The 12,381-nt window shown below is 73.9% G+C and carries 13 protein-coding genes; 10 read left to right on the forward strand and 3 right to left on the reverse strand.

Annotated features, from left to right (window positions below):
• The first annotated feature begins 10 nt into the window (after positions 1-10).
• From ABZ898_RS15590 to ABZ898_RS15600, 3 genes are read left to right on the forward strand one after another with little or no spacing between them, the layout of a single operon-like run.
• Complete coding sequence (locus tag ABZ898_RS15590) at positions 11-1,381, forward strand: aldehyde dehydrogenase family protein (RefSeq protein WP_361658034.1); 1,371 nt, start codon at positions 11-13, stop codon at positions 1,379-1,381.
• Positions 1,382-2,170: a 3-oxoacyl-ACP reductase gene (locus ABZ898_RS15595; RefSeq protein WP_361658036.1), complete on the forward strand. Its 789-nt coding sequence runs from the start codon at positions 1,382-1,384 to the stop codon at positions 2,168-2,170.
• A gap of 59 nt (positions 2,171-2,229) precedes the next feature.
• Positions 2,230-3,471 carry a haloacid dehalogenase-like hydrolase gene (locus ABZ898_RS15600; RefSeq protein WP_361658039.1) on the forward strand — a complete coding sequence of 414 codons (1,242 nt, stop codon included), beginning with the start codon at positions 2,230-2,232 and terminating at the stop codon, positions 3,469-3,471.
• 19 nt (positions 3,472-3,490) lie between these two features.
• Here ABZ898_RS15600 and ABZ898_RS15605 read toward each other — a convergent pair whose 3' ends face one another.
• The gene (locus ABZ898_RS15605) at positions 3,491-4,693 is read right to left on the reverse strand and encodes an amino acid deaminase/aldolase (RefSeq protein ID WP_361658046.1); all 1,203 of its coding nucleotides are present in this window, start codon (positions 4,691-4,693) and stop codon (positions 3,491-3,493) included.
• A gap of 273 nt (positions 4,694-4,966) precedes the next feature.
• Between ABZ898_RS15605 and ABZ898_RS15610 the strand changes: the two genes are divergently transcribed.
• Entirely contained in the window at positions 4,967-6,220 is a 1,254-nt protein-coding gene (locus tag ABZ898_RS15610; RefSeq protein ID WP_361658049.1) for a hypothetical protein, read from the forward strand.
• Positions 6,217-7,386 (forward strand): type VII secretion-associated serine protease mycosin, encoded by a 1,170-nt coding sequence (mycP, locus tag ABZ898_RS15615; RefSeq protein WP_361658052.1) that lies wholly within the window; start codon positions 6,217-6,219, stop codon positions 7,384-7,386. Before ABZ898_RS15610 ends, mycP begins: the two co-directional genes overlap by 4 nt.
• Here the strand turns inward: mycP and ABZ898_RS15620 are convergent, their stop codons facing one another.
• A complete protein-coding gene (locus ABZ898_RS15620) occupies positions 7,387-8,076 on the reverse strand; it encodes a serine hydrolase (protein ID WP_361658055.1) in 690 nt (229 codons plus the stop codon).
• Positions 8,077-8,127: 51 nt separating this feature from the next.
• Here ABZ898_RS15620 and ABZ898_RS15625 point away from each other — a divergent pair, with 51 nt between their 5' ends.
• Positions 8,128-8,859 carry an SseB family protein gene (locus tag ABZ898_RS15625; RefSeq protein WP_361658058.1) on the forward strand — a complete coding sequence of 244 codons (732 nt, stop codon included), beginning with the start codon at positions 8,128-8,130 and terminating at the stop codon, positions 8,857-8,859.
• A gap of 225 nt (positions 8,860-9,084) precedes the next feature.
• Here the strand turns inward: ABZ898_RS15625 and ABZ898_RS15630 are convergent, their stop codons facing one another.
• Complete coding sequence (locus ABZ898_RS15630) at positions 9,085-9,441, reverse strand: DUF1844 domain-containing protein (protein WP_361658060.1); 357 nt, start codon at positions 9,439-9,441, stop codon at positions 9,085-9,087.
• A gap of 408 nt (positions 9,442-9,849) precedes the next feature.
• On the opposite strand from ABZ898_RS15630, the gene infC reads away from it, so the two are divergent.
• The 4 genes from infC to ABZ898_RS15650 all read left to right on the forward strand — a co-directional run bounded on the left by infC (position 9,850) and on the right by ABZ898_RS15650 (position 12,381).
• The gene (gene infC, locus ABZ898_RS15635) at positions 9,850-10,515 is read left to right on the forward strand and encodes a translation initiation factor IF-3 (RefSeq protein ID WP_361658410.1); all 666 of its coding nucleotides are present in this window, start codon (positions 9,850-9,852) and stop codon (positions 10,513-10,515) included.
• 111 nt (positions 10,516-10,626) lie between these two features.
• The gene (gene rpmI, locus ABZ898_RS15640; RefSeq protein ID WP_018549118.1) at positions 10,627-10,821 is read left to right on the forward strand and encodes a 50S ribosomal protein L35; all 195 of its coding nucleotides are present in this window, start codon (positions 10,627-10,629) and stop codon (positions 10,819-10,821) included.
• 108 nt (positions 10,822-10,929) lie between these two features.
• Positions 10,930-11,313, forward strand: coding sequence for a 50S ribosomal protein L20 (gene rplT / locus ABZ898_RS15645; RefSeq protein ID WP_030812835.1), 384 nt, complete (start codon positions 10,930-10,932; stop codon positions 11,311-11,313).
• Between the two features lie 207 nt (positions 11,314-11,520).
• Positions 11,521-12,381: an RNA methyltransferase gene (locus ABZ898_RS15650; RefSeq protein ID WP_361658065.1), complete on the forward strand. Its 861-nt coding sequence runs from the start codon at positions 11,521-11,523 to the stop codon at positions 12,379-12,381.

The raw sequence follows: 12,381 nt of genomic DNA on the forward strand, positions 1-12,381 counted from the left end.
AGGTGACACCTTGACGGACCCGCACGACCTCCGGGTGGTCGACCCGGCCACCGAGGAGACCATCGCCACCGTCCCCGCGGCGAGCGCCGCCGACGTGGACGCCGCCGTGGCCCACGCCACCCGGGCCCAGCGGACCTGGGCCGCGCTCGCCCCCGCCGACCGCGCCCGGCTGCTGCGCCGCTTCGCCGACACCGTCGACGCCCACATCGAGGAACTCGCCCTGCTGGAGGTCCGCGAGGCGGGCCACACCCTCGGCAACGCCCGCTGGGAGGCCGGCAACGCCCGCGACCTCCTCCTCTACGCGGCGGGCGGCGCCGAACGCCTCCTCGGCAGCCAGATCCCGGTCCCCGGCGGATGGAACGTCACCTTCCGCGAGCCCCTCGGTGTCGTCGGCGTCATCGCCCCCTGGAACTTCCCCATGCCCATCGCCGCCTGGGGCTCCTTCCCGGCGCTCGCCGCGGGCAACGCCGTCGTCCTCAAGCCCGCCGAGACCACCCCGCTCACCGCGCTCCGCCTCGCCGGACTCGCCCTGGAGGCGGGACTGCCCGATCACCTCTTCCAGGTGCTCCCGGGACACGGCCACACCGCCGGACGCGCGCTGGTCGACCACCCGGACGTCGCCAAGATCGTGTTCACCGGCTCCACCCGCACCGGGCACGAGGTCATGGAGCGCTGCGCCCGGCAGGCCAAGCCGGTCACCCTCGAACTCGGCGGCAAGAGCCCCAACATCGTCTTCGCCGACGCCGACCTGAAGGCCGCCCTCGACCCCTTCTCGTTCCTCGACAACGCCGGCCAGGACTGCTGCGCCCGTACCCGCGTCCTGGTCCAGCGCGAGGTGTACGACGAGGCCCGCGCCTTCCTCGCCGACGCCCTCGCCGCCGTGGTCGTCGGCGACCCGTCCGACGAGAAGACGCAGATGGGCCCGCTGATCTCCCGCGCCCAGCTGGACCGCGTCCGCTCCTACGCGCCCGACGACGCGCCCGCCCTGCGCGGCACCGCCCCGGACGGCCCCGGCTTCTGGTTCCCGCCGACCGTGCTCACCGGCGCGGCCCCCGACAGCCCGGCCGCCCGCGAGGAGATCTTCGGGCCCGTCGCCGTCCTGCTGCCCTTCGACGACGAGCGGGACGCGATCCGGCTCGCCAACGACACCCCCTACGGACTCTCCGGCTCCATCTGGACCCGCGACCTCGGCCGCGCCCTGCGCGTCTCCGGAGCCGTCCGCGCGGGCAACCTGTCCGTCAACTCCCACTCCAGCGTCCGCTACTGGACCCCGTTCGGCGGCTTCAAGCAGTCCGGCCTCGGCCGCGAACTCGGCCCGGACGCCCTGACCGCCTTCACCGAGACCAAGAACGTCTTCCTCAGCACGGAGGGGCCCGCCTAAGTGACCGAGACCGAAGCTCCCGTCTGCCGCCGCCTGGTCGGCCGCACCGCCGTCGTCACCGGAGCCGGCAGCGGCATCGGGCTGGCCACCGTCCGCCGGCTCGCCGCCGAGGGCGCCCGCGTGGTCTGCGCCGACATCGACGAGACCAGCGGCAAGGCCGCCGCCCAGGAGGCGGGCGGCCTGTTCGTGAAGACCGACGTCACCGACGTCGAGCAGGTCGAAGCGCTGTTCAAGGCCGCCCACGACACCTACGGCAGCGTCGACATCGCCTTCAACAACGCCGGCATCTCCCCGCCCGACGACGACTCCATCCTGGACACCGGCCTGGAGGCGTGGAAGCGGGTGCAGGAGGTCAACCTGACCTCCGTCTACCTGTGCTGCAAGGCCGCCATCCCCTACATGCGGCGCCAGGGCCGGGGTTCCATCATCAACACCGCCTCCTTCGTGGCCCGGATGGGCGCGGCCACCTCCCAGATCTCCTACACCGCCTCCAAGGGCGGGGTGCTCGCCATGTCCCGCGAACTCGGGGTGCAGTTCGCCCGCGAGGGCATCCGGGTCAACGCCCTGTGCCCCGGCCCGGTGGACACCCCGCTGCTCCAGGAGCTGTTCGCCACCGACCCCGAGCGGGCCGCGCGCCGCCTGGTGCACATCCCGCTCGGCCGCTTCGCGCGGGCCGACGAGATCGCCGCCGCCGTCGCCTTCCTCGCCAGCGACGACTCCTCCTTCGTCAACGCCACCGACTTCCTGGTCGACGGCGGCATCTCCGGCGCGTACGTCACGCCGCTCTAGGCGGTCCTGTCGGCGCGTACCCCACCCCCTCCCCACGAAAGGTGTACGGTCCCCGTCCCATGCGACAGCTACTCGCCTGGTCCCTCGCCGCGGCCGCCGCCCTCGCGGCCGCCCCCGCCCTCACTCCCACCGCGGCGGCAGCACCCTCGAACTGCCCCAAACTGAGCACCAGTTGGTACGGCGACAACCGCGCCCAGCTGCAGCGGGTCATCGACGCCCGGGGCACCTGCTCCGGACACCGCGGCGCGGTCGCCGCGTTCGACTGGGACAACACGATCACCAAGAACGACGTCACCGACGCCACCCTCTCCTGGGCCCTGCGGCACGACGCGCTGCCCCGGCCCGCCCGCTGGAAGGACACCAGCGCCTGGATGACCGACGCCGGGGACCGGGCGCTCACCGCCGCCTGCGGCACCGGCGCGGGCGGCTCCCTGCGCACCTCCGACCGGCCCGAGTGCACCGACGAGATCGTGGAGATCCGGGAGAAGGGCACCACGATGAGCGGCGCCGCCGCCTTCGCGGGCACCTGGAACCACCGGCGCACCGTCCCCCAGTACGCCTGGGTGCCGCAGCTCTTCGCGGGCCGCACCCCGGCCCAGCTCTCCTCATACGCGGCCGCCGCCCGCACCGAGGCGCTGGCCGCGCCGATCGGCGCCACCCGCACCCTGGGCACCCACACCGTCCCCGCCTACGTCCGCTACTACGACCAGCAGCGCGACCTCATCCGCACCCTTCAGCGGGCGGGCTTCCGGGTCTACATCGTCTCGGCCGGCTCCGAGCCCGTCACCGAGGTCTGGTCGCGCGGGGTCGGCGTCGACGCCGCGCACACCATCGCCATCCGCTCCGTCCTCGACCACCGCGGCCGCATCACCACCCGCAACGAGGGCTGCGGCGGCATCGGCGTGAACAAGGGCGACGTCATCCCGTACATCGACGGCAAGCGGTGCTGGATCAACCAGGACATCTACGGCATCCACGGCCCCGCCGCCTGGCAGAAGCAGTCATGGAGGAACCGGATCGCCGTCGGCGGCGGCGACGCGGACACCGACGTCACCTTCGTCTCCGACGCCACCGGCGCCCACCTCGTCCTCAACCGCAACAAGGCCGAGCTGATGTGCCGGGCCTACGACGACGCGGACGGCCGCTGGGTGATCAACCCGATGTTCATCGAGCCGCTGCCCCGCAAGGCCGACCCGTACCCCTGCTCCACCACCGCCTACAACGCCCCCGACGGCGGCCGCACCCCGCTGCTCCGCCCGGACGGCTCGGTCGTGCCGGACCAGGCGGACACCGTGTACTGAGCCCGGCTGGCGAGGGGCGTCACAGGAACGTGTGCCCCTCGCCCCGGTAGGTGGGCACGGTCGCCGTGACCGTGTCCCCCTCCACCAGGTGCAGCACGTCGAACCGCTCGCACAGCTCGCCCGCCTTGGCGTGCCGGAACCACACCTTGTCGCCGATCAGCAGATCGTCGGCGGGCGAGCCCAGCAGCGGCGTCTGCACCTCCCCGGCGCCCTCCTGCGGGTCGTAGCGCAGCCCCTCGGGCAGGTACGGCACCGGCAGCCGGTCCGGGCCCGCCGCGCCCGACGCCGGATAGCCGCCGCCCAGCACCGTCACCGCGCCCACACCCGGACGCCGGACCACGGGCATGGCGAACAGAGCGGCCGGACGGCCCCTGAACGACGTGTAGTTGTCGAACAGCCGGGGCACGTACAGCCCCGACCCGGCCGCGATCTCGGTCACCGCGTCCTCGGCCGCCGTGTGCTGCACACTGCCCGTGCCGCCGCCGTTCACGAACTCCAGCCCCGGCGCCACCGCCCGGACCGCCCGCACCGCAGCCCCGCGCCGCTCGGCCAGCTCACGCCGGGCCGCCGCCTGCATCAGCCGGATCGCGCGGGAACGCACCGGCCGCCCCGCCACCGCGTCCCCGACCCCGGCGACATGCCCCTCGTACGCCATGATCCCCACCAGCTCGAACCCCGGCCGCCGGACCACCGACCGGGCCACCTCGGCCAGTTGGGCGGGGGAGTGCAGCGGAGAGCGGCGGGCGCCCACCCGGACCCGGCCGCCCAGCAGACGCAGCGAGGTGTCCAACTCCAGGCACACCCGCACCACTTCACGCCCACCGGCGCGGGATGCGTCGATCAGGTCGAGCTGGGCCACGTCGTCCACCATCACCGTGACCGAGGCGGCCAGCTTGGGATCGGCGGCCAGCTCCGCGTACCCCGCCCGGTCGGCGGACGGGTAGGCCAGCAGGACGTCGTCGAAGCCCGAGCGGGCCAGCCACAGCGACTCGGCCAGCGTGAACGACATGATCCCCGTGAAGCCCTCCCGCGCCAGCACCCGCTCCAGCAGGGCCCGGCAGCGGACCGACTTGGAGGCGACCCGGATCGGCTTGCCGTGCGCCCGGCGCACCAGGTCGGCCGCGTTGGCGTCGAAGGCGGCCAGGTCGACGAGGGCGAGCGGGGCGTCGTAGGCGGCGGTGGCCCGGTCGTACCGGGCCCGGTCGGCGGCACGCGCAGTCATGACGGCAGCCTGCCAGACGCGATAACCCCAGGGTAGGGGGACGTTCCGGGCAGATGCCCCGGCGGCCCCGACCGGTTCCGTCCCGCCGGCCCGGAACCCGTAAAGTGACGCGCACGTACGGCGGAAAACACCCGGCCTCGGCAGTGAACCGGGATGCCGGTACAGCCGTACGGGTATGCGTGCCCGGACGGAACTCGTCCGACGGGCCGCGGCCGCCGACGGGGACGGCCCGCGTACGAGCAGTCGGCCCGGTCGCCAGGAAACGGGGGGTGCATGAGCACGGAAGCGCGCCGCGCCCCGTTCCCCCCGCGCCCCGCCGAGGACCCCGTGACCGCCGGGGACACCGCATCCGAACCGCCCCCGGCCCCGGCCGCCGCGGTGGACGACCGGACCGAGGACGAACCGTCGGTGTTCGCCCCGCGCCGCCCGCTGGAACGGCCCCGCGAGACCCGGATGCCGCTTCCCGAGACCCGGTTCACCACACCGCCGCCGCCCCCGCCCGCCTCCGCCCGCTTCCCCGACGCCCCGCCGCGGCCCCCGCGCGCCCCGGCCGAGTCCGCCACGGAGACCACGACCCGGCTGCGCCCCGTCCCGCCGGACGCCGGGCCACGCGCCGGGAGCACGGGTCCGGCCGAGGTCCGCCCGCCCGCCTTCGGTACCGCCGGGGCACCCGCGCCGGACCCCGCCCTCTCCTGGAACGCCCCCTGGCCCGTCGGCGCGTTCGGCGAACCCGAACCGTCCGGGGAACCCGTGCGCGGGCTCGGCCCGCTGGCCCGGCTGCGCAGCCGCACCGGCCTCGCCGCCGGCTGCGTCGTCCTCGGCCTCGGCCTCATCGGCGGCGCCCTCGCGGGGAGTTGGCTCACCGGCGAGGACGGTGCGCACGCCGCCGGGGCAGGGTTCACCGCCGCCGGATCGCTCTGGCACGACGTACCCGTCGACCAGCTCTTCCCGCCCACCGTCCAGGGCACCGGCGCCGGCCCCGGCGGCGCCGACCGGACCTGGACCCGTATCGCCGTGGCACCCGACGCGAGCTGCGCCGGCGCCTTCGACCCGCTGCTGCTGCGCGCCCTCGCCCCCGTCGGCTGCGCCCGCCTGCTGCGCGCCACCTACACCGACGCCACCCGCACCCATGTCACTACCGTGGGACTGCTGTTCACCAAGGCCGACCCCGCCGCCATGGCCGGGCTCGCCGCCCGCTTCCGCGACGAGCGCCTGGACCGCCGCACCGACCTGATGCCCCTCCCGTACGCCGCCCAGGGCACCCCCGCCGCCGGGTTCGGCGCGAAACAGCGCGCCAGCTGGACGATCAGCGTCCTCACCGACGCCCCCGTCGTCGCCTACGCCGTGTCCGGCTGGGCCGACGGCCGCGCCGTCGACACCCCGCAGCCCGCCCCGGACGCCGTACGCTCCGGCGCCACCTCCGCCCCCGCGCAGGCCGGACTCGGCAACGAGGCCCAGGGACTCGCCGACCGCGTCCAGCGACGGCTGCGCCAGACCGTCAGCCCGGCCACGGAGAAACCCTCATGAGGCGCCGCGCCCGCACCGCTTCGAGCCTGCTGCTCGCCGCCGGGCTCACCCTGGTCCCCGCCACCAGCGCCCACGCCGACTCCATCCGCGCCCAGCAGTGGGGACTGTCCGCCCTCCACCTCGACGAGGCATGGCGCACCACCCGCGGACAGGGCGTCACCGTCGCCGTACTGGACACCGGGGTGGAGGAGGACCACCCCGACCTCGCGGGCAACGTGCTGCCCGGCAGGGACATGGTCGGCTTCGGCGCCGGTCCGGGCGACCGCGCCTGGGCCCGGCACGGCACCGCCATGGCCGGGATCATCGCCGGCCACGGGCACGGCCCCGGCTCGGGCTCCGGGGTCATGGGCGTCGCACCTGAGGCGAAGATCCTGCCCGTGCGGGTCATCCTGGAGGACAAGGACCCCGCCCGCGCCAAGGCCCGCGTCACCCGCGGCAACGCCCTCGCGGACGGCATCCGCTGGGCCGCCGACCACGGCGCCGACGTCATCAACCTCTCCCTCGGCGACGACTCCGACTCCGCCCACCCCGAGGCCGGCGAGGACGAGGCCGTGCAGTACGCGCTCGGCAAGGGCGTCGTCGTGGTCGCCTCGGCGGGCAACGGCGGCGACAAGGGCGACCATGTGTCCTACCCGGCCGCCTACCCCGGCGTCATCGCCGTCACGGCGGTGGACCGCTACGGCACCCGCGCCTCCTTCTCCACCCGCCGCTGGTACGCCGCCGTCAGCGCGCCCGGCGTCGACGTCGTCATCGCCGACCCCGACCACCGCTACTACGAGGGCTGGGGCACCTCGGCGGCCTCCGCCTTCGTCTCCGGCGCGGCCGCCCTGCTCAAGGCCGAGCGCCCGGAACTCACCCCGCCCCAGGTCAGGAAGGTGCTGGAGGACACCGCGCGGGACGCCCCCTCCGGCGGCCGGGACGACTCCCGCGGCTTCGGCATGATCGACCCGGCCGCCGCCCTCAGGAGCGCCACCCGCCTGAAGGCGGAGAGCCCCCGCCCGGCCGCCTACGGCAAGAAGTACTTCGGGCCCGGCCCCGGCACGGCCGGCTCCGGCTCCGGCACGGGGGGCTGGGCGGCCTGGCTGGCGGGCGGCACCGGCACGGCCCTCCTCCTCACGGCCGCCGTCGTGGTGTGGCGCGGCCGCCGGCCCGACGGGACCGGCTGATCACACCGGACCGTCGAGCGCCCGTACCGCCGCAAGCGCCGCCGCCTCCACCAGCGCGACGCCCCGCGCGAGGCCCAGGGAGCCCTCGGTGAGGACCGCCAGCAGGCGGTCGCCGCCGGGACCGGACGCGCGGCCCACGCTGTGCACGACCCACAGGCCGGTCGCGTCACGCGGGAACCAGCCGTTCTTCAGCGCGCCGGGACCCACCGCCGAGACACCCCACCGCTGCCCGGGCACCACCGCACCCATCAGACCGGCCAGATACGCGCGCGACGCCCGGTCCAGCACGGGCGAGGGGCCGAACACGTGCCCCAGCAGGCGGAGCTGGTCCCGGGCCGTGGTGCGGGTCAGGCCCCAGTAGCCGTCCCGGCCCGCCGAGGTGGCGGTGAGACCGAGGCGGTGGTGGGCCGCGTCCAGTCCGGCGGCGCCGCCGTTCGCCCGCCACAGCGCGCTCGCCGCGTCGTTGTCGCTCCGCGTGATCATCCTCGCGGACAGCTCCCGCTCCCGCGCCGACAGCGCCCGGTCCGCGTCCTGGGCCCGGATCAGCAGCGCGGCCAGGATGCCGACCTTGACGACGCTCGCCGCGTCGTAGGAGCCGTCGCCGTGCACCGCGCTCCGCCCGGAGCCCGGATCGAGCACCCCCACCGACAGCCGGGCGCCCTCGGGCACCTCCACGCTCAGCGGTCCCACCGGCGCCTCCCGTCGGCACAGCCACCTGCCGGCCCCGATAGGCTCGGGACCGTGGCGAACAAGAACATTCCCGACTCCGGCTTCTCCGACGACGACGGCTCCGCCGACCCCCGGCTGAGCGCCGCGCTCGCGGCCTGGGCCGAGGACCGGAGCGCGCTCGGGCCGGTGCTGGAGGCGCTCAAGGGCGCGCGGCTGCTCGTCCCCGTCGTCGCCGTCCTCGGGGAGAGCGAGGTCGACGAGAACGGGCTGCGCCGGGAGAAGACCAGCGACATGGCCGTTCCCACGCTGAAGGCCGCCGGGCGCACCGCGCTGCCCGTCTTCACCTCCACCGGGTCGCTGGCCCGCTGGGACCCCGCCGCCCGGCCGGTCGCCGTCCCCCTGCACCAGGCCCTCCAGGCCGCCGCCCACGAGAAGGCCGACACGGTCGTCCTGGACCTCGCCGGGCCCGTGCCGTTCGAGCTGACCGGTCCGGCGCTGCTCGCGCTGGCCGAGGGCCGCACCAGCGTCGACCCGCTCGGTGACCCGGCCGTGGTGGCCGCCGTGCGCGAGGCCGTCGCCGCCGAGCCCGCCGTGCGCTCCGCCCACCTGGGCCCGGGTGAGGCCGATGGCACCCTCGCGCTCGTCCTCGACCCGGCCGCCGAGCCCGCGCGGGCCGCCCGCGCGGTCGCCGGGCGGCTGGCCGCCGACGAGACGCTGAGGGCCCGCCTGGTGCGCGGCCTCGACCTGGCACTCCTGCCGGCCGGGACCACCCCTCCGGGCGAGCCCTTGTTCGTACGAGGCTGACTACCAGGGCCTTTCTTCCGGATCAGGCCGGCTCGGGCCGACGGTGCCTTCGGGCCGACCCGAGCGGGGTCTGGTGCGTGCGGCTGCAAGGCGGAGGAGGGCGTCGACGCGATGGGGGTCCCCCCGCGCGAGCGCAGCCGAGCGTGGGGGAGTCGGCAACCGACGACAACGCCGCAGATGTGCGTGCCAGACCCCGCGCCCTCGGCAAGATCCGGAAGACAGGCCCTAGCCGTAGACCGGCCCCGTGTACTTCTCGCCGGGGCCGTGGCCCGGCTCGTCCGGGACGAGGGATGCCTCGCGGAACGCGAGCTGGAGCGACTTCAGGCCGTCGCGCAGCGGGGCCGCGTGGAAGGAGCTGATCTCGGTCGTGCTCGCGTCCAGCAGGCCGGCGAGGGCACCGATCAGTTTGCGGGCCTCGTCCAGGTCCTTGTACTTCTCGCCCTCCTCGCTCAGCCCGAGCTTCACGGCGGCCGCGCTCATCAGGTTGACGGCGACCGTCACGATCACCTCGACGGCGGGGACCTCGGCGATGTCGCGGGTCATGGCGTCGAAGTCGGGCGTCTCAGGGGAGGTCTCACTCATACCCCACACGATAGGCGCCGGTCCCCGCCCCACCTCACCGGACCCCGGCCGCCCGGCCGTCAGACACCGGATTAGCAGGACGATGCCGCTCCTGCTAACCTGGTGTGACGACCGGCCGGACGAGCACGCCTGCGGTGAGCACTCCGGCCTACAAGTGGAGGCTTCGAGCTCCCACCCGACCACCCTCACGGGCGGCGGGTCACCGGTCAGACGGAGAACGCGGCCCACGCCGCGGACACCGTCCGAGAGCGCGCCCCGCGACCATCGCGGCGGTGTTCCGGTAGTTCGAGGAGCCCCGCCTGTGATCGTCCGGGGCATTTTTTGTGCTTCGGCGCGGTTAGGTCTTACTGATACAGACGTTACGCGGCTGTCCGCCAGACCGTCGCGTGGTGCTACCGAGGAGGATCCATCAGCGCCGAGCCCCGCATCAACGACCGGATTCGCGTTCCCGAGGTGCGACTTGTCGGTCCCAGTGGCGAGCAGGTGGGCATCGTCCCCCTGGCCAAGGCACTGGAGCTTGCGCAGGAGTACGACCTGGACCTGGTCGAGGTCGCGGCGAACGCCCGTCCGCCCGTGTGCAAGCTCATGGACTACGGGAAGTTCAAGTACGAGTCGGCCATGAAGGCCCGTGAGGCGCGCAAGAACCAGGCGCACACGGTCATCAAGGAGATGAAGCTCCGGCCGAAGATCGACCCGCACGACTACGACACCAAGAAGGGTCACGTCGTCCGGTTCCTCAAGCAGGGCGACAAGGTCAAGATCACGATCATGTTCCGTGGCCGTGAGCAGTCCCGCCCCGAGCTGGGCTACCGACTGCTGCAGCGCCTCGCGGAGGACGTCCAGGACCTCGGTTTCGTCGAGTCGAACCCGAAGCAGGACGGCCGAAACATGATCATGGTTCTCGGTCCGCACAAGAAGAAGACCGAGGCGATGGCCGAGGCCCGTCAGGCGCAGGAGGCCCGCAAGGCCGACGCGAAGGCCAACCCCGGCCGCTCGCAGAACGCCGCGGAGTCCGACAGCCCCGTCGAGGACGTGGACGCCGAGGCCCCTGCCGAGGCTCCCGCCGAGGCGTGATCCGGAGGGACGCAAGTCCCGAAGGAACCAACCGATTAGAGAGCGACGCTCCACCGTGCCCGGTTTCACGACCGGGCACCGGAGCGCCACCGACGAGGAGATAACGGCGCTATGCCGAAGAACAAGTCGCACAGCGGTGCCAGCAAGCGCTTCAAGGTCACCGGCTCCGGCAAGGTGCTCCGTGAGCGCGCCGGCAAGCGCCACCTGCTCGAGCACAAGTCGTCCCGCGTGACGCGCCGCCTCACCGGCACCGCCGAGATGGCTCCGGGCGACGCCGCGAAGATCAAGAAGCTTCTCGGCAAGTGACGTAGCCGGCACTCGCACCGAGTGCCGTACGTCTTCACCGGGACCCAAACGTTTTCGGGTCGTGTGAGTCCGAGTCCACTCACCGGCCCCGCTACAAGGAGTTAACAAGTGGCACGCGTCAAGCGGGCAGTCAACGCCCACAAGAAGCGCCGGGCGATCCTCGAGCAGGCCTCCGGCTACCGTGGTCAGCGCTCGCGCCTGTACCGCAAGGCCAAGGAGCAGGTCACCCACTCCCTGGTCTACAACTACAACGACCGCAAGAAGCGCAAGGGCGACTTCCGTCAGCTCTGGATCCAGCGGATCAACGCCGCTGCCCGCGCCAACGGCATCACCTACAACCGCTTCATCCAGGGTCTGAAGGCCGCGAACATCGAGGTCGACCGCAAGATCCTGGCCGAGCTGGCCGTCAACGACGGCACCGCCTTCGCGGCGCTCGTCGAGGTCGCCCAGAAGGCGCTCCCGGCGGACGTGAACGCGCCCAAGGCTGCGTGACGCCGCGCTGGCCTTGAGCCGGTTGAATGTAGGACCCGCAGGCTGTTGAGCTTGCGGGTCCTGCTGTTGGGGCGGGCGGTGCGTGGGTTGTCCGGTGCGGCGCCGTCGTGGCTTGTCGCGCAGTTCCCCGCGCCCCTCAACAACACCGCCGCCGCCCCTGAAAAACACTGCTCGCTGTTGGGACCTCTGTCGAAGGTGATTTGGAACATGGCTCCCGCCAACCCTGAGTTGATCTCTCCTCGTTCCGCGCGGGTGAGTGCCGCGCGGCGGTTGGGGAGGCGGAATTTCCGGGGGAAGGAGCGGCTGTTCCTCGCGGAGGGGCCGCAGGCCGTGCGAGAGGCCGCCGCGCACCGGTCCGGCGGGGAGTCCACGCTGGTGGAGCTGTTCGCCACCGTCGAGGCCGCCGAGCGGTACGCCGACATCATCGGTGAGGCGCGGGCCGCGGGCGCCCGGGTGCACCTCGCCGGCGAGGACGTCATCGCCGACATCTCCACCACCGTCACCCCGCAGGGTGTCGTCGGCGTCTGCCGGTTCCTGGACACCCCGTTCGAGGACATCCTCGCCGCACGCCCCCAGCTCGTCGCGGTCCTCGCGCACGTGCGCGACCCCGGCAACGCGGGCACCGTACTGCGCTGCGCGGACGCCGCCGGGGCCGACGCGGTGATCCTCACCGACGCCTCCGTGGACCTGTACAACCCCAAGGCCGTACGCGCCTCCGTGGGCTCCCTGTTCCATCTGCCCGTCGCCATGGGCGTTCCCGTCGAGCAGGCCGTCCAGGGGCTGAAGGACGCCGGGGTGCGCATCCTGGCCGCCGACGGCGCCGGGGACCGGGACCTGGACGAGGAACTCGACAAGGGCGCCATGGGCGACCCCACCGCGTGGGTGTTCGGCAACGAGGCGTGGGGCCTGCCGGAGGAGACCCGTTCCCTCGCCGACGCCGTCGTCAGCGTCCCCATCCACGGCAAGGCCGAGAGCCTGAACCTGGCGACCGCCGCGGCCGTATGCCTCTACGCGTCGGCGCGGGCACAGCGCGCACCCGGAGGCTGCCGTTCCGTCGCCCGGAACTAG

The organism is Streptomyces sp. NPDC046860 (assembly GCF_040645115.1).
Lineage (GTDB): Bacteria > Actinomycetota > Actinomycetes > Streptomycetales > Streptomycetaceae > Streptomyces.